Source organism: Pectobacterium odoriferum, from assembly GCF_009931295.1.
In the GTDB taxonomy this organism is placed as follows: Bacteria; Pseudomonadota; Gammaproteobacteria; order Enterobacterales; family Enterobacteriaceae; genus Pectobacterium; species Pectobacterium odoriferum.
This window is the reverse complement of sequence record NZ_CP034938.1, coordinates 1,210,477-1,236,369: the sequence shown is the minus strand read 5'-3', so window position 1 is coordinate 1,236,369 and position 25,893 is coordinate 1,210,477. Positions and strand designations below refer to the sequence as shown.

The 25,893-nt window shown below is 53.9% G+C and carries 21 protein-coding genes and 3 tRNA genes; 16 read left to right on the top strand and 8 right to left on the bottom strand.

Annotated features, from left to right (window positions below):
* The first annotated feature begins 67 nt into the window (after window positions 1-67).
* The 3 genes from queF to xni all read left to right on the top strand — a co-directional run bounded on the left by queF (window position 68) and on the right by xni (window position 3,453).
* Window positions 68-916: an NADPH-dependent 7-cyano-7-deazaguanine reductase QueF gene (gene queF, locus EO763_RS05505; RefSeq protein WP_161528343.1), complete on the top strand. Its 849-nt coding sequence runs from the start codon at window positions 68-70 to the stop codon at window positions 914-916.
* A gap of 318 nt (window positions 917-1,234) precedes the next feature.
* Window positions 1,235-2,599 carry a nucleotide 5'-monophosphate nucleosidase PpnN gene (gene ppnN, locus EO763_RS05500; protein ID WP_039490387.1) on the top strand — a complete coding sequence of 455 codons (1,365 nt, stop codon included), beginning with the start codon at window positions 1,235-1,237 and terminating at the stop codon, window positions 2,597-2,599.
* A 71-nt stretch (window positions 2,600-2,670) separates the two neighbouring features.
* Window positions 2,671-3,453 (top strand): flap endonuclease Xni, encoded by a 783-nt coding sequence (gene xni / locus EO763_RS05495; RefSeq protein WP_161528342.1) that lies wholly within the window; start codon window positions 2,671-2,673, stop codon window positions 3,451-3,453.
* Between the two features lie 53 nt (window positions 3,454-3,506).
* On the opposite strand, the gene rlmM is transcribed toward xni, so the two are convergent.
* The 4 genes from rlmM to EO763_RS05475 all read right to left on the bottom strand — a co-directional run bounded on the left by rlmM (window position 3,507) and on the right by EO763_RS05475 (window position 7,182).
* The gene (gene rlmM / locus EO763_RS05490; RefSeq protein ID WP_103157900.1) at window positions 3,507-4,607 is read right to left on the bottom strand and encodes a 23S rRNA (cytidine(2498)-2'-O)-methyltransferase RlmM; all 1,101 of its coding nucleotides are present in this window, start codon (window positions 4,605-4,607) and stop codon (window positions 3,507-3,509) included.
* On the bottom strand, window positions 4,600-4,995 hold the full coding sequence (locus tag EO763_RS05485; RefSeq protein ID WP_010296354.1) for a DUF423 domain-containing protein: 396 nt from the start codon (window positions 4,993-4,995) through the stop codon (window positions 4,600-4,602). The genes rlmM and EO763_RS05485 overlap by 8 nt, the downstream gene beginning before the upstream one ends.
* A 255-nt stretch (window positions 4,996-5,250) precedes the next feature.
* A complete protein-coding gene (locus EO763_RS05480; protein WP_010296350.1) occupies window positions 5,251-6,174 on the bottom strand; it encodes a transcriptional regulator GcvA in 924 nt (307 codons plus the stop codon).
* Window positions 6,175-6,960: 786 nt separating this feature from the next.
* On the bottom strand, window positions 6,961-7,182 hold the full coding sequence (locus EO763_RS05475) for a YgdI/YgdR family lipoprotein (RefSeq protein ID WP_005975888.1): 222 nt from the start codon (window positions 7,180-7,182) through the stop codon (window positions 6,961-6,963).
* 183 nt (window positions 7,183-7,365) lie between these two features.
* On the opposite strand from EO763_RS05475, the gene csdA reads away from it, so the two are divergent.
* Entirely contained in the window at window positions 7,366-8,571 is a 1,206-nt protein-coding gene (csdA, locus tag EO763_RS05470) for a cysteine desulfurase CsdA (RefSeq protein ID WP_161528341.1), read from the top strand.
* A 3-nt stretch (window positions 8,572-8,574) separates the two neighbouring features.
* Window positions 8,575-9,030: a cysteine desulfurase sulfur acceptor subunit CsdE gene (gene csdE / locus EO763_RS05465; protein WP_039506354.1), complete on the top strand. Its 456-nt coding sequence runs from the start codon at window positions 8,575-8,577 to the stop codon at window positions 9,028-9,030.
* 15 nt (window positions 9,031-9,045) lie between these two features.
* Here the strand turns inward: csdE and tcdA are convergent, their stop codons facing one another.
* On the bottom strand, window positions 9,046-9,864 hold the full coding sequence (gene tcdA, locus EO763_RS05460) for a tRNA cyclic N6-threonylcarbamoyladenosine(37) synthase TcdA (protein WP_044206328.1): 819 nt from the start codon (window positions 9,862-9,864) through the stop codon (window positions 9,046-9,048).
* A gap of 68 nt (window positions 9,865-9,932) precedes the next feature.
* Complete coding sequence (locus EO763_RS05455) at window positions 9,933-12,191, bottom strand: molybdopterin-dependent oxidoreductase (protein WP_161528340.1); 2,259 nt, start codon at window positions 12,189-12,191, stop codon at window positions 9,933-9,935.
* Between the two features lie 414 nt (window positions 12,192-12,605).
* On the opposite strand from EO763_RS05455, the gene EO763_RS05450 reads away from it, so the two are divergent.
* The 7 genes from EO763_RS05450 (at window position 12,606) to EO763_RS05420 (ending at window position 20,879) form a co-directional block, all read left to right on the top strand.
* Complete coding sequence (locus tag EO763_RS05450) at window positions 12,606-14,192, top strand: ABC transporter substrate-binding protein (protein WP_161528339.1); 1,587 nt, start codon at window positions 12,606-12,608, stop codon at window positions 14,190-14,192.
* Window positions 14,193-14,244: 52 nt separating this feature from the next.
* Window positions 14,245-15,231: an ABC transporter permease gene (locus EO763_RS05445; RefSeq protein WP_119888363.1), complete on the top strand. Its 987-nt coding sequence runs from the start codon at window positions 14,245-14,247 to the stop codon at window positions 15,229-15,231.
* A 1-nt stretch (window position 15,232) separates the two neighbouring features.
* Window positions 15,233-16,168, top strand: coding sequence for an ABC transporter permease (locus tag EO763_RS05440; protein ID WP_161528338.1), 936 nt, complete (start codon window positions 15,233-15,235; stop codon window positions 16,166-16,168).
* Window positions 16,165-17,886 carry an ABC transporter ATP-binding protein gene (locus EO763_RS05435; protein ID WP_161528337.1) on the top strand — a complete coding sequence of 574 codons (1,722 nt, stop codon included), beginning with the start codon at window positions 16,165-16,167 and terminating at the stop codon, window positions 17,884-17,886. Before EO763_RS05440 ends, EO763_RS05435 begins: the two co-directional genes overlap by 4 nt.
* A complete protein-coding gene (locus EO763_RS05430; RefSeq protein ID WP_208851986.1) occupies window positions 17,879-19,132 on the top strand; it encodes a M20 aminoacylase family protein in 1,254 nt (417 codons plus the stop codon). Before EO763_RS05435 ends, EO763_RS05430 begins: the two co-directional genes overlap by 8 nt.
* Window positions 19,133-19,216: 84 nt before the next feature.
* A complete protein-coding gene (locus tag EO763_RS05425) occupies window positions 19,217-19,918 on the top strand; it encodes a TetR/AcrR family transcriptional regulator (RefSeq protein ID WP_161528336.1) in 702 nt (233 codons plus the stop codon).
* Between the two features lie 43 nt (window positions 19,919-19,961).
* Window positions 19,962-20,879 (top strand): 4-hydroxy-tetrahydrodipicolinate synthase family protein, encoded by a 918-nt coding sequence (locus EO763_RS05420; RefSeq protein ID WP_161528335.1) that lies wholly within the window; start codon window positions 19,962-19,964, stop codon window positions 20,877-20,879.
* A gap of 88 nt (window positions 20,880-20,967) precedes the next feature.
* Here EO763_RS05420 and mltA read toward each other — a convergent pair whose 3' ends face one another.
* Window positions 20,968-22,098, bottom strand: coding sequence for a murein transglycosylase A (gene mltA / locus EO763_RS05415; RefSeq protein ID WP_161528334.1), 1,131 nt, complete (start codon window positions 22,096-22,098; stop codon window positions 20,968-20,970).
* 272 nt (window positions 22,099-22,370) lie between these two features.
* On the opposite strand from mltA, the gene EO763_RS05410 reads away from it, so the two are divergent.
* From EO763_RS05410 to EO763_RS05400, 3 genes are all read left to right on the top strand, one after another.
* Window positions 22,371-22,447, top strand: a tRNA-Met gene (locus EO763_RS05410).
* 68 nt (window positions 22,448-22,515) lie between these two features.
* Window positions 22,516-22,592, top strand: a tRNA-Met gene (locus EO763_RS05405).
* A gap of 47 nt (window positions 22,593-22,639) precedes the next feature.
* Window positions 22,640-22,716, top strand: a tRNA-Met gene (locus EO763_RS05400).
* A 159-nt stretch (window positions 22,717-22,875) separates the two neighbouring features.
* Here EO763_RS05400 and amiC read toward each other — a convergent pair.
* Window positions 22,876-24,120, bottom strand: a complete 1,245-nt coding sequence (gene amiC / locus EO763_RS05395) for an N-acetylmuramoyl-L-alanine amidase AmiC (protein ID WP_161528333.1) — start codon at window positions 24,118-24,120, stop codon at window positions 22,876-22,878.
* 259 nt (window positions 24,121-24,379) lie between these two features.
* On the opposite strand from amiC, the gene argA reads away from it, so the two are divergent.
* On the top strand, window positions 24,380-25,723 hold the full coding sequence (argA, locus tag EO763_RS05390; RefSeq protein WP_169743505.1) for an amino-acid N-acetyltransferase: 1,344 nt from the start codon (window positions 24,380-24,382) through the stop codon (window positions 25,721-25,723).
* Window positions 25,724-25,893 lie beyond the last annotated feature (170 nt).

The window sequence follows — 25,893 nt, the reverse complement described above, 5'->3', positions numbered from 1 at the left end:
TTTTCTCATCACTCTTTTAGTCAGGTTACACTATTCACCATCACGCTTATTACATCAAGGTAACAGCATGTCCGTCTATGACAAGCATCAGGCCCTGAGCGGGCTGACACTGGGCAAACCCACTCCCTATCACGACCGCTATGATGCCGCACTTCTGCAACCCGTGCCACGTAGCCTGAACCGCGATCCACTCGGTATTTATCCTGACAATCTGCCTTTTCATGGCGCGGATATCTGGACGCTCTATGAGCTTTCCTGGCTGAACAATCGCGGCGTGCCTCAGGTGGCCGTCGGTGAAATGCATCTCAATGCAGAAAGCCTGAATCTGATTGAATCAAAAAGTTTTAAGCTATATCTGAACAGCTTTAATCAGACGACATTCGACAGTTGGGAAAGCGTACGCGCAACGTTAGCCAAAGATCTGGCGCATTGTGCACAGGGAGATGTCAGCATCACGCTTTTCAAACTCAGTGAGCTTGAAGCCCAACCGATAGCAGGATTCACAGGCGAGTGCATCGACAACCAAGACATTCAGATCGACAGCTACGACTTCAACGCCGACTATCTGGCGATAAAAGAACAGAACGCGCCAGTCGTTGAAGAGACGCTGGTCAGCCACCTGCTGAAATCCAACTGTTTGATCACCCATCAGCCCGACTGGGGCTCGCTACAGATTCACTACCGAGGCAAGCGCATCAACCGTGAAGCGCTGCTGCGCTACATTGTCTCGTTTCGTCATCATAACGAATTTCACGAACAGTGTGTGGAACGAATTTTTAACGACATCACACGCTATTACCAGCCGGAAAAGCTCAGCGTGTATGCCCGCTATACCCGGCGCGGCGGGCTGGACATCAACCCGTGGCGCAGTAACACCGCGTTTAACGCGCCAAATGGACGCCTGCCACGCCAGTAACCGGCCGATAAATCTCAGGCTTGCACGGTAATATGCGTGGCGTCACGCAAGTTAGGCGAGAAGCAGTTGTCAACATTGGAAAAAATGATGGCAGCGCGTTAAGGTGGTGTGCCAGACAACAAAAGATCCATAACGTCTGAACGGTGCTCAAGTAGGTTTCATTTAGGCTCGCGGTATTTAACGCATACACGTTCCGCGTCGTGTCTTAAATGAATGACATTCGTGCCGTGCTGCTGAAACGTCGAGCGTGTAACAACGGAACGTGCTCTCGGCAGCCAGTATGGCATCGCGAATTATATTGCGTTTCAAGGAGCAAAATTGATTACACATATCAGCCCATTGGGATCGATGGATTTATTATCGCAGTTGGAAGTAGACATGCTGAAAAGCACAGCCAGCAGCGATCTCTACCGTTTGTTTCGCAACTGTTCCCTCGCCGTACTGAATTCCGGTAGCCAGACAGATAACAGCAAAGAGCTGCTGTCTCGTTATGAAGATTTTGATATCAACGTGCTGCGCCGCGAGCGCGGCGTCAAACTGGAATTGGTGAACCCGCCGGAAGACGCCTTCGTTGACGGCAACATCATTCGCGCCTTGCAGGCTAACCTGTTCGCCGTATTGCGCGACATTCTGTTCGTCAACGGCCAAATTGCCAGCGCAGGCCGCTATCAGAACCTGAATCTGGAAAATTCCGCCCATATCACCAATCTGGTGTTCTCTATCCTACGTAATGCCAGGGCGCTCCACGTTGGAGAAGAACCGAATATGGTGGTCTGCTGGGGCGGCCACTCGATTAATGAAATCGAATACCAGTATGCTCGCAAGGTGGGCAGCCAGCTCGGCCTGCGTGAACTGAATATCTGCACGGGCTGCGGTCCGGGTGCGATGGAAGCACCAATGAAAGGTGCCGCCGTCGGTCATGCGCAGCAGCGCTATAAAGAAGGACGCTTCATCGGCATGACCGAACCGTCCATCATTGCCGCCGAGCCGCCTAATCCGCTGGTCAATGAACTGATTATCATGCCAGATATCGAAAAGCGTCTGGAAGCCTTTGTCCGTATCGGACATGGCATCATCATTTTCCCCGGTGGAGTCGGAACGGCGGAAGAGTTCCTCTATCTGCTGGGCATTATGATGAACCCAGAGAACAGCGAGCAGGTGCTGCCGATTATCCTGACCGGGCCGGAAGAAAGCGCAGACTATTTCCGCGTGCTGGACGAATTCATTGTTAGCACGCTGGGTCGTCAGGCGCGCCGTTACTATTCGATCGTCATTAATGACGCCGCAGAAGTCGCCCGTCAGATGAAGAAAGCGATGCCACAGGTGAAAGAAAGCCGCCGCCACACGGGCGATGCTTACAGCTTTAACTGGTCACTGCGCATCGCACCCGACCTGCAACTACCCTTTGAGCCGACACATGAAAATATGGCCGACCTCAATCTGCATCCGAATCAGCCGGCTGAAGAGCTGGCTGCCGCGCTACGTCGGGCGTTCTCCGGTATTGTGGCCGGTAATGTGAAAGAAGTCGGTATTCAGGCAATTGAGCAACGTGGGCCGTACAAAATTCACGGCGACCCGCAGATGATGAAAAGCATGGATACGCTGCTACAGGGCTTTGTCGCACAGCAGCGCATGAAGCTGCCCGGCAGTGCCTATATTCCCTGCTACGAAATCTGCGCCTAACGGTTCAGCGCTCGGTCATACCTATGTGGGGAAGCTCTGCTTCCCCCTCTTATCACATCAGGAATTACGCGATGTCCGTCCATTTGCTGATTGTTGACGCGCTCAATCTGATACGTCGCATTCATGCGGTACAAGGTTCACCCTGTATCACGGCATGCCAACATGCGCTGCATCAACTCATACAAAACAGCCAGCCCACGCACGCGGTGGCCGTCTTTGATGATGAAGATCGCGATACCAGCTGGCGTCACCAGCTCCTGCCGGACTACAAGGCAGGACGCACGCCAATGCCGGAAAATCTGAAGCAGGAACTCCCGCAGATTAAAGCGGCCTTTGCCGCCGTTGGCGTAGCCAGTTGGCATAGCCCCGGCAATGAAGCCGACGATTTGGCGGCTACGCTGGCCGTCAAGCTGTCATCCGCAGGTCATCAGGCAACGATCGTGTCGACTGACAAAGGGTATTGCCAGCTACTGGCACCACACATTCAGATCCGGGATTACTTTCAGAAACGCTGGCTGGACCTGCCGTTTATCGAACAGGAATTTGGTGTTTCACCGCAGCAGTTGACAGACTATTGGGGGCTGGCAGGCATTAGCAGCAGCAAGATTCCGGGCGTCGCAGGCATCGGCCCTAAAAGTGCCGCACAGCTTTTACAACAGGCAGGGAGTCTGGAGGCGCTGTATCAACAGTTGGATGCCGTACAGGAAAAGTGGCGTAAGAAGCTGGAACAGCATAAAGAAATGGCGCTGATCAGTCGTCAAATTGCGACGCTGCGCACCGATTTAACGCTTAATGGCAATCTGCAGCAACTGAGGCTGCCAGTGCAGAATAGCGCCCCGCCGCATTCTCACTAGCGGATGAATACGGATGCGTACCTGAGTAACCTCAGATACGCACCAGCTCGATACTATCGCTCGTCGCGACGGCCAGGCACCGCGCTCCAGAAACGACGAACATGCACCGTGATTTCTTCACGGTCATGGTACAAATGCTTGGCATGCACTTCAGCATTAATTCCATTTTCGCTCAGGCGCTCACGTAGCACGGCCAGATTCTGCGACACTTCTTCATAGCGCTTCTTCATCGGCAGCTTCAGGTTGAATATTGCTTCACGACACCAGCCCTTGATTAGCCAATCGCTCATCAGGCTGGTGACTTTCGCCGGCTTCTCCACCATATCGCACACCAGCCAATACACGTTATTACGCGGCACTTCGAAGCGGAAGCCATCCGCCTGATGGTGCATCACCTGTCCGGTATCCATCAGGCTCGGTGCCATCGGGCCGTTGTCTACCGCATAAACCATCATGCTGCGTTTAACCAGTTGGTAAGTCCAGCCGCCGGGGCAGGCGCCTAAATCCACCGCGTACATGCCGCTGCCCAGACGCTCATCCCACTCGTCGGCAGGAATAAAGACATGAAACGCTTCTTCCAGCTTAAGTGTCGAACGGCTTGGTGCATCGGAAGGGAACTTGAGGCGTGGGATCCCCATATAAAACGGTGAATTGTTATTGCTATAAGAGTAACCGGCATAGCAGCAGCCGGGCGCAATGAACAACACATGCAGCACCGGGCGATCCGCTTTTTCATAGCCCAGCAGAATTTTATGCTCGCGTAATGCAGCACGCAGCGGCACGGTGAATTTGCGGCAGAACTTCATCAGCTCTTTGCTTTCATTGGTGTCGGGAACTTCGACGCGCAGCTCCCCCGCACGCTCAATGGCTCCCGTCAGCATACCCACGATTGGCGTGATGCGGTCTTCCGGCGGCAGATCGCGCAGCAGTTCACCGCTCAGGAACATCTGGCGGGCAAAAATCAGCTCATGAAACGGCAGCGTTTTTACCAGACGTTCGGCATCTTCATGCTGATAGCATTCAAACACAACGTAGCCACTGTTCTCTTTTACTCGCGCGAAGCCAAAGGCATTATGCTCCGTGGCTTTTTCCGTTATTTCCGCCGCACACTCTTTCTCAAACCCAGAACGGCAATACAAAATGACTTTATTCATGGCGTTTAGCCTTTCTCTTCAGACGCAGTGCGCCAATCAATATTAATATCCACCCCACCAGAAAACAGGCTCCGCCAATTGGCGTCACATAAACCCACAGTTTCAGGTGAGAAAGCGCCAGACAGTACAAACTTCCGCTGAAGAGTACCGTTCCCAACGCCAGAAAAACGCTGCTCCAGTAAAACCACAGATTGGTTCGCTGTTGCATCGCAACCGCTAGCGCCAGAATCGCCAGCGTGTGAAATGCCTGATATTCAAGGCCGGTATGTAGCCAGCCCAGCTCCGTTGCGCCCAGCGTTTTGCTGAGAACGTGAGAGCCAAACGCACCCAGCGCGACAAAAGTGAAGCCGCTGATAGCAGCAAACACCAGCATGAAACGACTATTCATCGTAGTTACCTATAATCGTTGTTACCTATAAACAAGGTTGCTGACAAAGACCGCCGAGCGGTAGTAACGGATAGATCGTAAAGTCGCTGTAAACACGTCCCTGTGCGCTCGGCTTGCGCCATCCATGGCGCAAACGCTTTACTCTTCCATTCCGTTACTACCGTTTTCATTCTGCAAATAGATCTATCATCAGTCTGAAACGTAGTTACCTGTGAGTTATTCGGTCATCAAACCTCGACAGCCCGCGACACGGCGTCAGCGCGTGCCGTTGTCATAGCGGAAGCGAAATTTTTCCTGTTCGCTGGCTGCCCGCGCCAGAATCCAATGGCGAAAGGCGGCTATTTTACCCAGTTCTGCCTGACTGTCATGACATACCAGATAAAAAGCATTCCGGCTGACCAGCACATCGTTAAACGGACACACCAGTCGCCCGGCTTCGATTTCCGTTTGTGCCATCACATTATTCGCCAGCGCCACGCCCTGCCCGTGAATCGCCGCCTGCAACACCATCGCACTGTGGCTGAAAATCGGCCCTTGCTGCACGTTAATCTGCACGCCAAGCTGGCGCGTATAGGACAGCCAGTCACGACGCGACGCATCGTGCAGCAGCGTATGTGCCACCAAATCATCCGGCGTTTTTAACGGGTGATTCCCCGTCAGTAATACGGGCGAGCAAACCGGCAGCAGATATTCGGCATACAGCTTTTCAACCCGCAGCCCCGGCCAGTTTCCCCGACCGTAGAAAATCGCGACATCCACATCATCCGCCAGACGATCTTCATCGCGATCCACGGCCTGAATACGCACATCAATCCCTGGATAGTCGGAATTAAAACTTGAAAGACGCGGCACCAGCCAATGAATAGCAAAGCTGGGCAGCAGGCTGACCGTTAACGCACCTTTGGCGCTGCGGGATTGCAACTTACGGGTTGCCTCATTCAAAGAGGAGAAGATCTCTTTGATATCAAGATAGTAACTTTGCCCCTCTTCCGTCAGTAGCAGGGAGCGATTACGACGGCGGAATAATTTAAGCCCCAGGAAATCTTCCAGTGACTTAATCTGGTGGCTGACGGCAGCCTGCGTAACAAACAGTTCTTCTGCTGCTTTGGTAAAACTTAAATGGCGAGCCGCCGCATCAAAAACGCGCAATGCGTTGAGCGGAGGGAGACGTTTTGACATGAATGAAATCTTTTGGTTTACGCTAAATCAGCGATTTATCAGGCACATTCGTACCCAATAACGCTTAAGGTGCAGAAAGACGGCAATCGGAAATCGCCCAGTCGCTCCGCTGTCTACACGATCAAAATAATCGACAGCGACCAACCTCTCCACAACGAAAAAATGATGGGTACATCAATACCCTAAATAATTCGAGTTGCAAGAAGGCGGCAACCGCACGAGTCCCCAGGAGCTTACATGAGTAAGTGACTGGGGTGAGTAAGGGAGGCCAACGCACATGCAGCTTGAAGTATGACGGGTATATTAGTTTTTGTAATCCGAGACATTATAATTTGTCCGTTGAGGATGTACCAGCAAATACCTATATTAGCGCAACTTCCTGGGCCGGAACGAAAAGTGCGGAGGGGTGACCTGAGGTGCTTTTGGCTTGTGGTTGTGATGTTGTGTTTGCTATTTGTTTGTCTGCCTTTTGCAGATGTGGTAGCGAGTCTACCCTATTCACTTCCTGTACATTTACCCTGTCTGTCCAAAGTGATTTTTTGTGTAGCACCGCAAATTGCGGTGCTTTTTTTTGCTTACGTTTCACACCTGAATGCCATGGCACGCTTGTCTAACATCTTGCACGGCTTAACAGGCAACGTGTGATGATATACCCGTCATACTTCAAGTTGCATGTGCGTTGGCTGCGTTCACTCACCCGAATCACTTACCTGAGTAAGCTCGTCGGGATTCCTTCTCTTGCCGCCTGCCTGAAACTCGAATTATTTAGGGTATGGGCAAACGGCACTATTTCCCTTTCGCCATTTCTTTCACATTATCACGGTTAATTTGCTGCTGCTGACCGTAGGCATCGGTATAGCTGATCATACCCGTCTCATCATCCACCTTCGGTTTCCCCTCTGCAACGATGGTACGACCGTCATTGGTATGCATGACGTAATTACTGGAACAGGCTGCCAGAGAAAACGCCATCACGATAGCGGCAAAAATAGAAATTTTATTCTTCATAGTTAACCCTCAATGAATTTAAATGTCTTCTAGTTAACCTTATTCATCAGGAAATCCTGAAAATTAACACTTTAAAGCGTAGCAATAGTTGCTTTTTTTTCCATAAAATCGCATTAGGCATAGTCCTAAACTTGTCTCTCTCGACAAAATGGGACAGGATCTGCCCTCCAAAAGAGGATGCTCATGACACCGTTTAACCCTGCCACCTTTCGCCAGCAGTTCCCCGCTCTCCAGCATTCGACTGTCTATCTTGATAGCGCCGCGACTGCGCTGAAACCACAGTCCGTCATTGATGCGGTGCAGGCGTTCTATGGCAGTGAGAGTGGTACGGTGCATCGCAGCCAGCATCGCGGCGCGCAGGCGTTAACCCAGCGTTTTGAAGGCGCTCGTGAGCAAGTCGCCACGTTACTCCACGCAGACGATCCGCGTTCCATTGTCTGGACCAGAGGCACGACGGAAGCGATCAATCTGGTCGCGCAGAGCTATGCACGCCCTCGCCTTCAACCGGGCGACGAGATCGTCGTTAGCGAAGCAGAACATCATGCGAACCTCATTCCGTGGCTGATGGTGGCGCAGCAAACTGGCGCGAAGATCGTGAAGTTGCCGATAGGCGCGGACTTGTTACCGGATATCGAACAGTTAGCCACATTGATCACGCCAAAAACCCGCCTGCTGGCGCTGGGACAGATGTCAAACGTGACAGGTGGCCAGCCCGATCTGGCGCGGGCGATTACACTGGCTCGCCGCTATGGTGCGGTAGTAATGGTTGACGGCGCGCAGGGCATCGTTCACTGCCCGCCCGATGTACAGGCGCTGGATATCGATTTCTACGCGTTTTCCGGCCACAAGCTTTATGCTCCAACCGGGATCGGCGTGCTGTACGGCAAAACCGCCTTACTGGAAAGCATGATGCCGTGGCAAGGCGGCGGGAAAATGATGACGCAGGTTTCCTTTGACGGCTTCACACCGCAGGCGATTCCACAGCGTTTTGAAGCAGGAACCCCCCACATTGCTGGCGTGCTTGGCCTGTCTGCGGCACTAGACTGGCTGACCACGCTGGATTGGCACGCCGCAGAGCAGCACAGCCAACAGTTAGCACAGCTTGCCGAAACGCATCTGGCGCAGTTCCCCGGCTTTCGCAGCTTCCGTAGCCCACAGTCCAGCGTGCTGTCCTTTGATATTGCCGATGTGCACCATAGCGATTTGGTTACGCTGTTAGCTGAAAACGGCATCGCACTGCGTGCTGGGCATCACTGTGCGCAACCATTAATGGACGCGCTCGGCGTCAGCGGCACGCTCCGCGCCTCGTTTGCCCCCTATAACAATCAACAGGATGTTGCTGCGCTGATCGCCGCAGTGGGCAGCGCCCTTGAATTATTGATCGACTAAACCATGACCCAGACAACTGACACCACGCATCCTTTTGGCCACCACACCACCGTCGCCGACCTGCTGGCGCGATTCGATGCCTGCCGCGCGTGGGAAGATCGCTATCGGCAGCTCATTTTGCTGGCAAAGGCGCTGCCAACGCTGCCCGACGTACTGAAAACCGAGGAAATTTCATTATCAGGCTGTGAAAATCGCGTCTGGCTGGGTTATCAACGTCAGGAAGACGGCAGGCTGCATTTTTACGGCGACAGCGACGGGCGCATTGTGCGGGGATTACTGGCAGTATTGTTAACCGCCGTTGAGGGAAAAACGCCAGAAGCGCTATTGCAGCACGATCCGCTGGCGCTATTCGATAGTCTGGGGCTACGCGCTCAGCTCAGCGCTTCACGCTCAAGCGGGCTGGCGGCGCTGGCCGCCAGAATCAAGGAAATTGCCGAACAAGAGGCTTCACTCAAGTAGAACCATTCAGGCTATTTATTTCTGCAACGCAGACGCTCTTTCCCTTTTCGCTATCATCTTCTTCAGCGCATGAGATACCGCAACAAACCCAAAGGTTGCGGTGACCATTGTCGCGGCACCAAAGCCTGACGCACAATCCATCCGCATCACCCCATCGGCCGTACTGCGAGACGCACAGACGGAGCCGTCAGGCTGCGGATAAACCAGCGGTTCGCTGGAAAATACGCAGTCGATACCCAGTTTCCCTTTACTGTTCTTCACCACGTTAAAATCGTGTTTGAGCCGTTCACGCAGCTTGGCGGCCAGCGGATCCTGAATGGTTTTCGCCAAATCGACCACCTCAATGCGGGTCGGATCGATCTGCCCACCCGCACCGCCAGTTGTCACCACTGGGATCTTATAGCGGCGACAGTAGGAGAGCAGCGCCGCCTTCGGGCGCACGCTGTCGATGGCGTCAATCACATAGCTGAAATTCTGGTCGAGTAGCTCGGCCACGTTTTCCGCGCTGATGAAATCATCCACGCAGGTGACGTGACATTCTGGGTTGATCGCCAAAATACGTTCAGCCATCACTTCCGTCTTCGACTGCCCAGTGTGCTGGCGCAGCGCGTGGATCTGCCGGTTGGTGTTACTGATACACACATCATCCATATCGATCAGCGTGATCGCGCCGATGCCGGTACGTGCCAGCGCCTCGGCCGCCCAGGAACCGACGCCACCAATGCCAATCACGCAAACGTGAGCCTGAGAAAACAGCGCCAGCGCCTGTTGACCATATAACCGCGCAGTGCCGCCGAAGCGTTGCAAATAGGCTTCGGATAATTGCGTACTCATTCAACCAACCTTACGAAAACAAAATCACAGGAAAATAAAACAGCGAGAAAAAGCGGTTCAGGATAGCGCTAAACCCGCACGACATCTACCAGACAGCTCATAGCATTCGGCCCCTGCGTCAGCGGCGACGTACCGATATCCAGCGTCAGTACATTTGCATTTCCTGATTGTTCAACCGGATGCCACGTTTTCTGGCCGAAGCCGGGTTCAAACCAGGCACCAGTGGACATAATCACCACGCCCGGCGTGACGCCATCGGTAATCTGTACGCCCGCCAGAATACGGCCACGCGCATTTCTGACTTCCACTTGCGAACGATCAACGATATCCCGTTTGGCGGCATCCTGCGGGTGCATGTACAGCGTCTCTTTTCCTGCGGTTTTATTCGCAGCAACCTGCGGCGTGGCAGCCAGCTGGCTGTGCAACCGGTCAGATGGCTGAATGGAAATAAAGTGCAGCGGCCATTCTTCCGAGCTTTTGGCTCCCAGCCATTCAACGGGAGGCTGCCACTCAGGATGCGGCGCAAAATCGGCATAGCCATAGCTGGCGATGGCAGAACTAAACAGTTCAATTTTACCGCTTGGCGTACTCAGCGCATGCTGCTGCGGATCGCGGCGGAAATCCTCAAAGAACACAAACGGCTTTTCATCCATCGGGATTTCTACATGTCCCTGCAGCCAGAATTCCTCAAATGACGGCCAGCGGTCAGCGGCATCCCGCTGCCTTGCTCGACATTCGTCATACAGGTGTTCCAGCCATTGCTGCTCGCTGCGGTTTTGCGTGAATGCGTCGCCATAGCCCAGACGTTCCGCCAGTTCGCTGAAAATATCCACGTCATTACGCGCCTGATGCTGCGGCGCAATCGCCTGATGCATGGCAAAGATAAAACGATCGCGAGACGACCCGCCGATGTCATTACGCTCCAGCGTGGTGGTGACGGGCAGCACGATATCCGCCATCTGCGCCGCGGACGTCCAGACGATATCCTGCACAATCACCGTATCCGGCTTACGCCAGCCGTCCACCAGACGGTTCAACTGCTGGTGATGATGGAACGGGTTACCGCCCGCCCAGTGAATCAGATGAATATCGGGATAAGTATGGGTTTCGCCCTGAAAGGTATAAGGCGTTCCCGGATGCAAAAGCATATCGGCAATACGCGCCACAGGGATCGCCTGCCCCGCGTTCGGGGTTGACGGAGATGCGGGCGCAGGCGTTGAAATACGCTCGTTGCCGACACTGTTCATCGAACCGTGGCCGAAGGAGAATCCACCGCCCGGTAACCCCACTTGTCCCAGCATGGAAGACAGCGCAATCATCATCCAGTAAGGCTGTTCACCACGGTGTGCGCGCTGCACGGAGTAAGAGCAGGTAATAAAGCTGCGTACACCAATCAACTGCTGCGCCAGACGTCGGATGCGATCGGCAGGAATACCCGTGATGTCGCTGGCCCATTCGGGGGTTTTCACCACGCCGTCGCCGCGACCATGCAAGTAGTCACTCAATTGCTCGTAGCCAACGCAGTAGCGTTGCAGGAAATCCTTATCGTCAGCGCCCAAGCGCTGAATTTCATAACCCAGTGCCAGCATCAGGGCGACATCAGTATTCGGGCGGATTGGAATCCACTCGGCATTCACAAATTCAGGGCAGTCATCGCGCATCGGGCTGATGTTGATGACCGGAATCCCTTTCGCCACCAGCGCTTCCAACGCGGGCTTAAGCGTATGGTGCCCGGCACCGCCGGAGGCCACCTGTGCATTTTTCAGCGACAGACCGCCAAACGCGAGGAAAATATCACAGTGCTCGGCGACGCTGCGCCATTCGGTTACCTTGCCCGTCAGCGGGTGGAAGGTGCCAATCACGTACGGCAGGAAGAACTGCGCCGCACCCCAGCTGTAATTGCCCTGTTGATCGACCGCGCCGCCGCCGGAAAAATAGAAGCGTCGTACCTGAGAACGCGCATGATGATAGCGCCCGGCTGATGACCAACCGTAGGAACCGGCAAACATGCCATCCGCACCGTAGCGATCGCGAATACGGCGATTCTCCTGCGCAACCAGATCGAGCGCGACGTCCCAATCTACCTCAACAAAATCCTCCCGGCCGCGCAGCGTTCTGTCGCTGTTTTCGCGTTTCTGAAGCCAGGAACGACGCACCGAAGGCCGACGGATACGCCGGTCGGAATACACCAGCGGTACGATGGAATCGAGCATGGCGGACGGTGCTGGATCGTCAGCAAACGGCTCGCATCGAATCAGTCTGCCATCTTCAACCACAGCGGTAAACGCGCCCCAGTGCGCAAGATGTGGATAACGTTTAATCGCCATGACAACCTCAGGATAAGTAATTAGCAGGGTGGATAATAACCTGAATTATCTACGCCCCCAACAGCAAGAAGAGTGAATAACTTATGCGTAATGTGACATTACTTATCCATATTAAAACGTTCGTTTAAAACACGCGTTAGGCTAGGGTTTAACCAGAAAATAAAGAGGTGGTTCAGGCCGTTTTATTATTTTTTCGTTATTCAAACCAGGAACGCAGCATGAAACCCATTACGCCACACAGCAACGGTAATGACGCTATTTCATTACTGCCCCGATGTTGACTTAATTCAGCCTTATTTCTCTTCTTCCTGAAGAGAACGGTTTTTTGTCACCTAAAACACATCATTCAAAACACGCCATTAAAAAAATAAAGGCGGAGCGCACAACGCTGCCCTCTGCATACGGATGGGAAATATGAAAAAAAATCTATTCTTATCAGCGTTGATTCTGACGTCTTCGTTATTCGGCCTTGCCGCACAGGCGGAAACCCTGACGCCCAAGCGCGGCGGCACACTGAATTTTTTGGCCGAGCCTGAACCGCCCGTGTTAACCAGCTTGGTTAGCACCAGCGGCGCAGTAATGAAGGTCAACGCCAAGGTCATTGAAGGCCTGTTGAATTACGATTTCGATATGAAACCGACCCCGCAGTTGGCGACCAGTTGGTCAGTTAGCCCGGACGGCAAACAATATACGTTCCATTTGCGTAAAGGCGTGAAATGGCATGATGGGCAAGACTTCACCTCTGCGGACGTCGCGTTTTCTATTCTGACCGTCAAAAAATACAACTCACGCGGTCAGGGCACATTTGCCAACGTCACCGAAGTGAAAACGCCCGATCCATATACCGCGATTCTTGAACTGTCAAAACCCGCACCTTATCTGCTGAGCGCGTTCTCCGCCAACGAAGCGCCTATCGTGCCGAAACACTTATATGAAGGCACAAACATTCTGTCGAATCCTCACAATACCGCACCGATTGGTACCGGTCCGTTCGTCTTCAAAGAATGGGTTCGTGGCAGCCATATCCTGTATGAACGTAACCCGAACTACTGGGATAGCCCCAAGCCTTACGTTGATAAACTGGTGGTGAAAATCATTCCCGATGCCGCCACTCGCACGATTGCGCTTGAAACCGGCGCGCTGGATCTGGGAAGCGACTCTCCCGTTCCGCTGAGTGAAATTGAACGCATCAAGAAAAACCCCAAGCTGGGCATTGAAACCAACGGCTACGGCTATAGCCCGACGCAAACCCGCATCGAGTTCAATCTGGATAACACTTACCTGAAGAACCTGAAAGTTCGCCAGGCCATTGCGCACAGCATCAATATTGATGTGTTGAAAAACGTGGTGTGGTACGGCTATGCGGTAAGTTCACCGACACCCATTACGCCGGAGCTGGCGCAGTTCCATGATGCGACACCGTCACCTTATGGCTTCGATATTGCCAAAGCGAACAAACTGCTGGATGAAGCTGGCTTCCCACGGCAGGCAAACGGTATCCGCTTCAAGCTGGTACATGACTTTATGCCCTATGGCGATAGCTTCAAACGCGTAGCGGAATACCTCAAATCGTCACTCGCCAAAGTCGGCATCGACGTCACCATTCGCTCGCAGGATTTCGCCACCTTCGTTAAGCGCGTTTATACCGACCGCGACTTTGACTTCAACAACGGTTCCATCTCGAACCTGTTCGATCCCGCCGTAGGCGTACAGCGCCTGTACTGGTCAAAAACCTATCAACCGGGCGTGCCTTTCGGCAACGGCTCACATTACAGCAACCCGGAAGTAGACCGTCTGCTTGAGCAAGCCTCGGTGGAAACCAATCCTGAAAAACGCGTGGAGTTGTACAAGCAGTTCCAACGCATCATCGCCACGGATATTCCCGATTTGAACCTGCTCCAAATTAAGCGCCAGACGATTTACAACAAGCGCGTGCACAACGTCGTCACGGATATTCAGGGCGTCAACGGCAGCCTGGCCGACGTGTGGCTGGATCAGTAATCGTAATACAGCATTCCCCTGCGCTGGCAGGGGAATCCCATGAAGGTATGTGATGAATAAAGTAGAACGAATCGGGCGCGTACTGTGGCGAACCCTGCTTCATGCGCTGCCAACGGCGATTGGCATTGTCATTCTGGTGTTTTTCCTGTTGCAGTTGGTACCGGGAGACGCCGTTGATGTGCTGGCCGGCGAGTCAGGCAATGCAACCGAAGCGACGATGGCACACCTGCGCGCTCAATTCGGTCTCGATCAACCCATACTGCAACAGCTCTCTGTTTATTTAGGCAATTTGGCGCAGTTCAGCCTCGGCTTTTCGCCTCGCTACAACGCGCCAGTAATGGATCTGATCCTATCACGGTTGCCGGGCACCCTATTCCTGATGCTGCTGTCGCAGGTTTTTGCCATCATCATCGGTATAACGCTGGGAACGATCATGGCGGTGTGGGCAGGTAAATGGCCCGACCGCTTGCTCTCCCTCATCGCGCTGCTGCTCTACTCCACGCCGGGATTCTGGATCGGCCTGATGACGCTGATTCTGTTTTCCGTACATCTGGACTGGCTGCCAAGCGGCGGCAATATCACCATCGGCGCGAGCCTGACCGGTTGGGCGTATTTCAAGGATATGTTGCAGCATGCCATCCTTCCAGTAGTGGCGCTGAGCAGCTTTTTTATTGCCATTTATGCCCGTCTGACTCGTGCGGCCATGTTGGAAATCGCCCAGCAGGATTTCGTGCGCACTGCACATGCCAAAGGGCTGTCGCCGCTGTGGGTCACCGTCAGGCACATTCTGCGCTGTGCGCTGCTGCCTATAACTACCGTGGCGGGGATGCACTTCGGCAATCTGCTGGGGGGAGCAGCCGTTGTCGAGACAGTCTTTAGCTGGCCGGGGCTGGGCCGCCTGGCGCTGGAAGCGGTGATGGCACGCGACTTCAACGTCTTATTAGGCGTCCTGCTGCTTTCCGCCTTCTTGGTCATTTTGGCTAACGTGCTGGTGGACTTACTGCAATCCTGGCTCGATCCCCGAATTAAGGCGCGTTGATATGAATCACCTTTCTCCTGAAAATTTCACCCCGAAGAAAGCCGCAGCGGACGGCGTTAGCGCAGCGGCAACTCGCCCGTTAAAAACGCCTTTCCGCCTGTCGCCGGAGGTGCGTGCATTTATCCGCAATCCCGCGGGGATGGCTGGCCTGCTGTTGCTGATTACGGTGTTTCTGATGGCCGCCTTCGCGCCGTTACTGTATCCCGGCGATCCGCTGGATATGGTCGCTCAGCCTTTCTTGTGGCCGGGTGAAAACCCTGATTTCCCCTTAGGAACCGATTCGATGGGCCGGGATGTCGCCGCCGGCATCGTCCACGGTTCACAGGTTTCCTTGCAGATCGGCTTCTCGGCAGTCATCGTCAGCCTGTTAATTGGCACCGTCGTCGGTGCACTGGCGGGCTATTTTGGCGGTCGGGTTGATGACCTGCTGGTTCATATCACCGAACTGTTCCAGACCTTCCCGACTTTTTTGCTGGTCGTGGTGCTGGTCGCCATCGGTTCACCGTCGGTTACGCTGATTTCACTGGCTATCGGGATTGCCTCGTGGCCAACGATTGCCCGTCTGGTTCGGGCCGAGTTTCGCTCCCTGCGTGAAAGCGATTTTGTGTTAGCTGCACGCAGTCAGGGATTTTCCAGTCTGCGAATCATCTTTCAGGAAATGCTGCCGAACGCGCTGCCGTCGATCATCGTCACGACATCCGTCATGGTTGCCTCGGCCATTTTGATTGAATCCGCTCTGTCCTTCTTAGGCTTTGGCGATCCGAACCGCGTGAGCTGGGGCAGCATGATCGGCGCAGGCCGGGAGTCGCTGCGTACCGCCTGGTTTCTCACCGCCCTGCCCGGTACAGCACTGGTCTTAACCGTACTGTCATTGAATCTGGTTGGCGACGCGTTGAACGATGCCCTGAACCCACGGTTACGGGGGAGAAGCGCATGAAGCCGCTGGTCGATATTCAAGATTTACACGTCGATTTTCCCGGTCATCAGGCCGTTCGAGGATTAAACCTGACGATTAACGCCGGAGAAACGCTGGCGCTGGTCGGCGAATCCGGCTGCGGTAAATCCGCGACGGCGCTGTCCCTGATGCGACTGGTCGCCGAACCGGGAAAAATCAGCGGTCGTATTCTGTTTGATGGACAGGATCTGCTGACCCTGCCGGATCGGCAGATGCGCCAACTGCGTGGCAATGCGCTGTCGATGATTTTTCAGGAACCGATGACCTCGCTCAATCCGGTGCTTTCCATCGGGCAGCAGATTAGCGAAACGCTGCGATTGCATGAAGCGTTGACGCCTGCACAGGCACGGACGCGCGCCATCGAACTACTGGATCTGGTCAAGATCCCAGAACCCGCCCGCCGGGTGGATGACTATCCACATAACCTGTCTGGCGGACAGCGTCAGCGCGTCATGATCGCTATGGCGGTGGCGTGCCGACCGCGTCTGCTGATTGCCGATGAGCCGACCACGGCGCTGGACGTTACCATTCAGGCACAGATTCTGGCGCTGCTGGATAACCTGCGTAGTGAATTCTCGATGAGCCTGCTGCTGATTACCCACGATCTTGGGCTGGTGGCGCAATGGGCTGACCGCGTGGCGGTGATGTATGCTGGGCAAAAGGTAGAAGAAGCACAGGCGGCCGACCTGTTTCAGTCATCCACACACCGCTTCTCTCCCAAGCACAGCTATACGCGCGGGCTGTTAGCGACATCGCTACACATGGATCAGGACAGGCACTACCGTACCCATCGGCTGGCGGAAATCCATCATGCGCCAACGGACGAAGGCTTTACGCTGCTGACGCCGCCCAGCTTGATTCACCGTGCCACCGATACAAACCAGCCGCCGCTGCTCTCGCTGAAAAATATTCATACCCGCTATTCAACAGCACAGGGCAAGGTACTGGCCGTTGACGATGTGTCACTGACTATTTTACCCGGAGAAACCCTCGGTCTGGTGGGCGAATCGGGCTGTGGTAAATCCACCCTGTCCAAAACCATTCTGCGCCTGCTACCGCCTTCACACGGGCAGATCGTGTTCGATGGGCAAGACATCACCACGCTAAAAGAATCACGGCTGAAAGCGTTACGTCAGCGGGTGCAGATGATTTTTCAGGATCCGTACGCTTCGCTGAACCCACGCCACAGCATTCAACATATTCTTGAAACGCCGCTGCTCGTACATGGCCTTGGCGATCGTTCTCAGCGACAGCAGGCAATCAAAAATATCATCGATCGTGTCGGCCTGCCGCAAAACAGCCTGAGTCGCTATCCCCATGAATTTTCCGGCGGGCAGCGCCAGCGTATCGGCATTGCCCGTGCGCTGGTGGTGCGTCCTTCTTTGGTAATTTGCGACGAGCCCGTATCCGCACTCGATGTCTCTATTCAGGCGCAGATCCTCAATCTGTTGGTTGAGTTAAAAAATGAAATGGGCCTGTCGCTGCTGTTTATTTCCCACGATCTCGCCGTGGTGCGTTATATCGCCGATCGGGTCATGGTCATGCAAAACGGACGCTGTGTGGAAAGTGGCGATCACCACAGCATCTGGCATCAGCCACAACACCCGTACACCCGCAAGCTGATCGATGCCGTCCCCGGCGGCGGGCAGCGTGATGCGCTTGTGTCTCCACAGCCGAGGAGCAGACAGGCGCATGGATAAGAACAGAGAACGCGTGATGAATACACCGACACCAACCGCTATTGACCAAACGGCGATGGAATCGGCCATTCAGGATTTTTTACCTGAGCTGATTGCGATTCGTCACCATATTCATCAACACCCAGAAATCGGCTTTGAAGAGTTTGCCACCGCGCAACTGGTAGCAGAAAAGCTCACGGCATGGGGGCTTGCCGTCACGACGGGCATCGGTGGAACGGGCGTAGTCGCCACACTACATGGTCGTTATCCCGGTGAAGACAGCATCGGCCTGCGGGCAGATATGGACGCGCTGTATATCAATGAGAAAACGGACCTGCCCTATGCCTCGGTGCATGCTGGGAAAATGCATGCCTGCGGACATGATGGACACACCACCATGCTGCTGGGTGCCGCACGTTATTTGTCTCAACACCCCAACTTTGCTGGCACGGTACATTTTATTTTCCAGCCAGCGGAAGAAGGGTTGGGCGGCGGGCTTGTCATGCTCAATGACGGCCTGCTGACCGCGTTCCCCTGCAACCGGCTCTTTGGTCTGCATAACAAACCCGGTATCGAAGTGGGCAAATTCGCGATTCGCAGCGGTCCAATGCTGGCAGCCTGCGATACCTGGCAGGTCACGTTTCACGGCACGGGCGGACACGGCGGTTCAGGCGTCCACCTTTCTATCGACCCGACGCTACCCGCCGCACAATTTATACTTGGCCTGCAAACCATCGTCAGCCGTAATGTTCCCGCGATGGACGCGGCGGTGCTCAGCATCGGTCACATTCAGGGCGGCGATATCCACGCCCCGAACGTTATCCCCGATAGCGTCATCCTTAAAGGAACCGGGCGGAGCTACTCGCCGAGCGTTCGCCACCTGCTGGAAACGCGCCTGCGAGAGCTGGCACACACCACCGCACAAGGCTTTGGTGCAACGGCCGACGTGCACTATGAACGGCAATATCCCGCGCTGGTCAACGATACGCACGCCACGCAGTTAGCCGTTAATGCCGCCGCGCAGGTGGTCGGACTCGAACAGGTTGACACCGCGATGACGCCGCTGCTGGGTGCAGAAGATTTTGCCTACATGCTGGAGCAGCGCCCCGGCGCATTCATGATGCTGGGTAACAGCGACAAAAATGCGCCCAACGTGCATCACCTGCATACCCCGCACTACGACTTTAATGACGCGCTGATCCCACTAGGCATCCGCTATTGGGCAACATTGGTTTATCAAGAGTTGGGTTTTCAAGAACTGACCTAGCGACAGCGCATTTTCCACGGCCTCACTATCACAACGCATGACGTCGGTGCCCCCGACGGCGAGCGTGAGCAAAAAGGATGAATCATGGTGGCGTTATTGAAAACCAAAGAGCAAAGCAAAGAAAAAGAGGCAGACATTAAACAGCGCATCCTGCGTGAAGCCATCACGATCTTTGCCTGCAAAGGCAGTGAGCTAACGACGATTCGCGAAATAACGGAAGCCACCAACGTGAATGTGGCGTCGGTGAATTATTACTTTGGCTCGAAAGAAGGATTACTGCGTGCCGTGTTGGACAACGTTCTCGGCCCGTTAAATGACGAAAGAACGCGTCTGCTGGATGAGGTGGAAAAGGCCAATCAGGGTGATGAACTGCCCGTTGCCGCGCTGCTGGATGCGCTATTGCGCCCGCTGGTTAAAACAGCTCGCACGCCCGACGGCGGACGTATTGTCGTTCGCCTATTACAGCATCTGCGGGCAACTCCGGGTCTGGAGGTAACCGCCCTGCTGTCGGCCCAGTTCGATCACGTCGCTCACCGTTTTATCGATGCCTTTTCTCGGGCGCTGCCAGCGTTATCGCGCGCGGAGGTTATCTGGCGCTATGAATTTGCCCGTGGTGCCGCCATGCACGTGTTAACCGATGCCGATCCGCGTTCTGGCCGTCTGGCGTTGCTTTCCAAAGGGCTGTGTGACAACCGCGATGACGATCGCGTGCTGTCGCATCTATTACGTTTTGTCGAGGCGGGTTTTACCGCCAAACCACTGACTGAGACATCACTTCAGTCCTGATTTTTAGTTATTCGCAACACGTTTACATTGACAGGAAACAGACATGAGCAGAGAAAAAATTGAAGGGTCATTCGTTGCCCTCATTACACCTTTTAATGACGATGGCAGCGTGGATTTCGGCGCATTTGAGGCGTTATTAAAATTTCAGGAAGACAACGGCACCGCGGCCGTTTTGATTATGGGCTCAACGGGGGAAGTGTCCATGCTGTCCCCAGATGAGAGAAAGGCGATCATCCGCCGAACCGCGCAATACAGCACCAGCAAAATGAAACTGTTCTACGGCTGTACCGGTAACAATACCGATACCACCATTGACTATGTTCGCTATGCACATGACAACGGCGCAGACGGTGCCATTATCGCCGCCCCCGCCTATATCTGTGCCAGCGAGAGCGATATCGAAAGCTACTTTCTGGAAATTGCCGACGCGACAGATTTGCCGTTGGGGATTTATAACAATCCACCGCGCGTGAAAACGGACCTGCACTGGACATCGCTGCTGCGTATTTTCCAACACCCGAACTACGTTATTCATAAAGAATCCACCACCCGCGTGGGTCAGGTGGCACAAGTTCTGGCAGGCAATCCCGATGTGTCGGTGATGTGCTGCGACTCGCCCAATCTGGGTCTGGTGGTGCCAACGATGTCGTTGGGAGGGCATGGGACGGCCAACATGACCGGCAATATTGCCCCAGCAGAACTGGCTGAAATTTCTCGTCCGTGGAAAAACGGTGAGGATGCAGAGCGCTTCCGTAAGGCCTATCAGCATTTGCTGCCGCTGCTGCATTACACCTATTCGGCAATCAATCCCGTGGCGGTGAAATCATTGATGACGGCGGTAGGTTTACCGGCAGGTAGCCTGCGCCGTCCGCTGCGAGGCTTGCAGGGCGAAGCGTTGGATTCAGGTATTCGTATCGTGAATGAATTAGGGCTGAGCAGAAAATACGGCTTTAACAGCTGATTCTGTTCTGGCGCGTGGAGAGCAAGCGTTTCATCTCAGAAGTGGCTCATCTTTACACCACTTCTGAGATTTCAAACGAAAGAGATGACTACTGTGGATTACTGACTAACAGCGGTCCTGAAGCATTCGTAGGGCTGCTTTGCGCGTTCCTCAAAACCCAGACCCGGCCATAGTGGTTATAGAAGCCAGCCGAGTGACCCGCATCCGGCCCAATGCCCTGATACATATCGAAGTGCTGGCCTTTAATCGCCCCACCGACATCCAGCGCAATCATCAGGCGCATTTCATACTTGCCAGTGAATTTACCTACGTTATCCAGCAGCGGCACTTCCATTAACAGAGCCGTACCAGCCGGGATCAGCGAACGGTCAGAGGCGACGGAGGCTTTCGCCACCAGCGGCACGGCGCTAGCCCCTTTGACGGGCGCAGACATCATGGGCTTAAAGAACACAAAGGAAGGATTCTGCTCAAACAGTTCACGCACTTCATATTCGGAATGCTGCTCCGCCCATTTGCGGATCGCCTGCATCGACATATCTTCACGCGCAACTTCACCACGATCGATCAGCACCTTACCAATACTGCGGTAGGCATGGCCGTTCTTGCCTGCGTAGCCGAAGAACGTCAGCGGGCGCCCATCGCCAAAATCAATATAGGCGCTGCCCTGCACTTCCATCATGAAGTTATCGACCAATGAATTGGTCCAGGCGAGAACCAGCCGCTCATCCAGCGCACCTGAATAAATGCCGGCACGATCCGGTAGCCGACGGTTATTTTTGCCCTTTGACGGCATGGCATATAAAGGATGGCGGAATTCCCCCTGACGGGTATGGCGCGCCTGCAGTACCGGCGTGTAATAACCGGTGAACTGCACGTTACCAAAGTTATCGACGCCTTCCATCTGCCAGGCATTCAGACCAAACTTGCTCAGCTCGCGGGTATCCGCGCCTGACATCATCCAGTTTTCAACCGCCTGAAAGGTCGTATTATTGCGCGAATACAGATTAGGTGACGCCGACCGGATTTCAGAAACCTGAGTCATAAAATCCCGTGCGTTGACTGGTTTCCCTTTGGCATTAGGTTCATTCACCAATTCCAGAGGCTGGTTGAGGTGACCATCTTTATATTGCTGCCCGCGATCGGTTGGCCTGGATTGGCACCCCGCCAGAATGACAATGACCACTGCGGTCAGCACGTATTTTCCCCACCGTCCCTTCATCTTTGCGCTCGCTTTTTACATCAAAAAATTTACCGTCGAACGATAACAAACGGCTATCGAGAAAGGAATGGGACAGCATACAAATCCACGGTTCAAGCGTGCTCCGTTCGGCGCACGGCGCAACAAAAGTCAGGGGAGTCTGCTTATCGCCATATTACGGTCATAAAACAACCTATCAGGTGGTAAATCAATCACCTGACAACCCAATGCCGCGCTTTTTATAGAAATAGGTTGCATCAATGCTCATGGAGAGTATAGTGCGCATCCACGGACGCGGGGTGGAGCAGCCTGGTAGCTCGTCGGGCTCATAACCCGAAGGTCGTCGGTTCGAATCCGGCCCCCGCAACCAATTGATGTGAGTCGTCCATCAAGAGAAGTGAAAGTAGTAAAAAAAGTAGATAGTAAAGTTAGTACGGACGCGGGGTGGAGCAGCCTGGTAGCTCGTCGGGCTCATAACCCGAAGGTCGTCGGTTCGAATCCGGCCCCCGCAACCAACTGATGTGAGTCGTCCATCAAGAGAAGTAAAAATAAGTCATACGGACGCGGGGTGGAGCAGCCTGGTAGCTCGTCGGGCTCATAACCCGAAGGTCGTCGGTTCGAATCCGGCCCCCGCAACCAACTAAGACTAAAACGATAAAGCACCTTAACGGGTGCTTTTTTGTTTTCTGCGTCATCTATTTTCCATGCAGTTCCTACACCACGCCCCAGACCTATTTATTCCCTCTGAACCGCGCCAGCAAGACGCGGTCACCGCACGTGCTACATCGACAACATCAACTACCGTTCGGCCTGACTGGCAAAGTAGGCTTTAATTCCTGCAAAAATGGATTCCGCAATTTGCTGCTGGAAATGGCTGGTGCGCAGCTTACGCTCTTCTTCCAGATTGCTGATAAATGCCGTCTCAACCAGAACAGACGGAATATCTGGCGCTTTCAGTACCGCAAATCCGGCCTGATCGACGCTGTTTTTATGCAGACGATTGACCCTACCCAGCCGGGTCAGGATCTCTTTACCAAACTTCAGGCTGTCGCTGATAGTCACGGTCTGCACCAGATCGAACATAGTGTGATCCAGATAGCGATCGCCGCTCATGCTCACGCCACCGATCAAATCCGATTCGTTCTGGGTCTCTGCCAGAAATCTGGCGGCGGTACTGGTTGCGCCTTTCTTCGACAGTGCAAAAACCGACGATCCCCTTGCCGATCGATTGGTAAACGCATCCGCATGAATCGAAATGAACAGATCGGCACGCTGCTTGCGCGCTTTCGCCACCCGCACGCGCAGCGGAATGAATACATCTTCATTACGCGTCATATACGCTTTCATGTTGGATTCATTATCGATCAGCTTGCGCAAACGGCGAGCGATTTGCAGCACGATGTCTTTCTCGCGCGTTTTATTCTTGCCAATCGCACCGGGATCTTCACCACCGTGACCGGGGTCGAGCATGATAATTAGCGGACGATCCCGCCCTGCTTTCCCGGCTTTCGGCGCTTCCGCTGGCAGCGTACGTTCCAGATCGCCTTTGTTGTAATCCGCCAGCAGCGCCAGCAGCGGATCGTCTTCGTTATCGTAGCGCCCTGCGGCAGGATACAAATCCAGCACCAGCCGGTGCTTGAATTCGGCCACTGGCCCCAGCGTAAAGACCTTGGTCGTCGCCTGCTGCTTGAGTTCCAACACCAAGCGCACCGTGGTTTTATCAAACTGTCCGATACGCGCTTCTTTAATCAGCGGATCGTTATCTGACGTAAACTGGCTGGCTATCTCCTTCAGCACGCTGTTCAGATGAACATTTTCGATATCCACCACGATGCGTTCAGGATTACTCAGACTAAACTGTTTATATTTCAGCGGGTGATTGGATTCCAGTGTGACGCGGGTATAGGCGGAGGACGGCCAGACGCGCACGGCAACGACCTGTGTCGTCGCCGCTATCCCTACACCACTTACGCTTAACAGCCAGGTTGCTGCTGCGGTTTGTAATAGACGCCGTCGAGTCAAATGATGATTCGAATGAGACATGCCACTCCGATCTGATTGCTGTGCGCTATCCTGCGTTGTTGTGTTGCCAATGCACTGGATAGGTCATTAAAAAATGAATAAAGGTAAAAATTGTCAAAAACTTTAACGAATCTATCCCACTCTGTCATGCAAAAATCCTGTGCAGGCCTTATAACAGGCGGATATCATAAATTTGAAGCATTAACCTCGCTTTTCTGGTTAATACTTCCTCTTGCCTTTTACGTCATAAAGAATAAAAATACAGAAATTACGAATAAAAATGCAAAGAGGGCTCGCAGTGAAGGAACGGAGTACAGAACTGGTTCAGGGCTTCCGCCATTCAGTTCCCTATATCAATGCCCACCGTGGCAAAACGTTTGTCATCATGTTAGGTGGCGAAGCCATTGAACATGCCAACTTCTCTAGCATCGTAAATGATATCGGGCTATTACACAGTCTGGGGATCAAGCTGGTGGTAGTTTATGGCGCTCGTCCCCAGATCGACGCCAATCTGACAACGCATCACTACGAGCCTCACTACCATAAAAACACCCGCATCACCGACAGCGCCACGCTGGAGCTGGTCAAGCAGGCGGCGGGAATGCTGCAACTAGACATCACCGCTCGGCTGTCGATGAGCCTGAACAATACACCGCTGCAAGGTGCCCACATTAATGTCGTCAGCGGTAACTTTATTATCGCGCAGCCGCTTGGCGTTGATGACGGTGTGGACTACTGCCACAGCGGCCGTATCCGCCGTATTGATGAAGAAGCCGTTCACCGTCAGTTGAATAGCGGTGCGATTGTGCTGCTCGGTCCGGTTGCAGTGTCAGTCACTGGTGAAAGTTTCAATTTAACCTCGGAAGAGGTCGCGACCCAGCTCGCCATTAAGCTGAAAGCGGAGAAGATGATCGGCTTCTGCTCCTCACAGGGCGTGACCAATGAAGAAGGCAACATCATTTCCGAGCTGTTTCCTGACGATGCACAACAGCGTATTGATGCACTGGAACAGGCTGGCGATTACCATTCGGGTACGGTTCGATTCCTGCGCGGCGCGGTCAAAGCCTGCCGTAGCGGCGTGCGCCGCAGTCACCTGATCAGCTATCAGGACGACGGCGCACTGTTGCAGGAACTGTTCTCACGCGACGGAATCGGTACACAGATCGTGATGGAAAGCGCCGAGCAGGTTCGCCGTGCGACCATCAATGACATTGGCGGTATTCTGGAGCTGATTCGCCCGCTGGAAGAGCAAGGCATTCTGGTCAGACGCTCGCGCGAGCAGTTGGAAATGGAAATCGACAAATTCACTGTCGTGGTACGCGATAACCTGACTATCGCTTGCGCTGCGCTTTATCCGTTCCCGGAAGAGAGCATTGGTGAAATGGCCTGCGTCGCGGTTCACCCGGATTACCGCAGTTCCTCACGCGGCGATATGCTGTTACTGCGCGTTGCCGCTCAGGCACGTCAGCAGGGTCTGCAAAAGCTGTTTGTACTGACGACGCACAGCATCCACTGGTTCCAGGAACGCGGCTTTTTACCCGCTGAAGTGGAAATGCTGCCGAAGAAAAAGCAGGCGCTGTACAACTACCAGCGTCGCTCGAAGATTCTGGTGCTAGACCTCTGAGTTATTCCACTCAATAACGCTTCTCGTGGCCGACCGTAAAATCGGCCACGATCTTTCATCCGCTTATGGCTGCTTGCCAAACTCACGGTTCGACGTCGTTCATTTCAATAAGCCATCAGACAGAGGTATCTGTACCAATTTTCCAACGCGATTCACACCCGCTGCGCATC

What these genes read in the sequence shown, in the direction of transcription:
- argA (WP_169743505.1), top strand. Translation starts at nt 24,380, where the DNA reads ATGCAAAGAGGGCTCGCAGTGAAGGAACGGAGTACAGAACTGGTTCAG.
- mltA (WP_161528334.1), bottom strand. Translation starts at nt 22,098, where the DNA reads ATGAAGGGACGGTGGGGAAAATACGTGCTGACCGCAGTGGTCATTGTC.
- amiC (WP_161528333.1), bottom strand. Translation starts at nt 24,120, where the DNA reads ATGTCTCATTCGAATCATCATTTGACTCGACGGCGTCTATTACAAACC.
- EO763_RS05455 (WP_161528340.1), bottom strand. Translation starts at nt 12,191, where the DNA reads ATGGCGATTAAACGTTATCCACATCTTGCGCACTGGGGCGCGTTTACC.
- queF (WP_161528343.1), top strand. Translation starts at nt 68, where the DNA reads ATGTCCGTCTATGACAAGCATCAGGCCCTGAGCGGGCTGACACTGGGC.
- rlmM (WP_103157900.1), bottom strand. Translation starts at nt 4,607, where the DNA reads ATGAATAAAGTCATTTTGTATTGCCGTTCTGGGTTTGAGAAAGAGTGT.
- EO763_RS05450 (WP_161528339.1), top strand. Translation starts at nt 12,606, where the DNA reads ATGAAAAAAAATCTATTCTTATCAGCGTTGATTCTGACGTCTTCGTTA.
- EO763_RS05445 (WP_119888363.1), top strand. Translation starts at nt 14,245, where the DNA reads ATGAATAAAGTAGAACGAATCGGGCGCGTACTGTGGCGAACCCTGCTT.
- xni (WP_161528342.1), top strand. Translation starts at nt 2,671, where the DNA reads ATGTCCGTCCATTTGCTGATTGTTGACGCGCTCAATCTGATACGTCGC.
- csdA (WP_161528341.1), top strand. Translation starts at nt 7,366, where the DNA reads ATGACACCGTTTAACCCTGCCACCTTTCGCCAGCAGTTCCCCGCTCTC.
- csdE (WP_039506354.1), top strand. Translation starts at nt 8,575, where the DNA reads ATGACCCAGACAACTGACACCACGCATCCTTTTGGCCACCACACCACC.
- EO763_RS05430 (WP_208851986.1), top strand. Translation starts at nt 17,879, where the DNA reads ATGGATAAGAACAGAGAACGCGTGATGAATACACCGACACCAACCGCT.
- tcdA (WP_044206328.1), bottom strand. Translation starts at nt 9,864, where the DNA reads ATGAGTACGCAATTATCCGAAGCCTATTTGCAACGCTTCGGCGGCACT.
- EO763_RS05480 (WP_010296350.1), bottom strand. Translation starts at nt 6,174, where the DNA reads ATGTCAAAACGTCTCCCTCCGCTCAACGCATTGCGCGTTTTTGATGCG.
- EO763_RS05425 (WP_161528336.1), top strand. Translation starts at nt 19,217, where the DNA reads ATGGTGGCGTTATTGAAAACCAAAGAGCAAAGCAAAGAAAAAGAGGCA.
- EO763_RS05435 (WP_161528337.1), top strand. Translation starts at nt 16,165, where the DNA reads ATGAAGCCGCTGGTCGATATTCAAGATTTACACGTCGATTTTCCCGGT.
- EO763_RS05420 (WP_161528335.1), top strand. Translation starts at nt 19,962, where the DNA reads ATGAGCAGAGAAAAAATTGAAGGGTCATTCGTTGCCCTCATTACACCT.
- EO763_RS05440 (WP_161528338.1), top strand. Translation starts at nt 15,233, where the DNA reads ATGAATCACCTTTCTCCTGAAAATTTCACCCCGAAGAAAGCCGCAGCG.
- EO763_RS05485 (WP_010296354.1), bottom strand. Translation starts at nt 4,995, where the DNA reads ATGAATAGTCGTTTCATGCTGGTGTTTGCTGCTATCAGCGGCTTCACT.
- EO763_RS05475 (WP_005975888.1), bottom strand. Translation starts at nt 7,182, where the DNA reads ATGAAGAATAAAATTTCTATTTTTGCCGCTATCGTGATGGCGTTTTCT.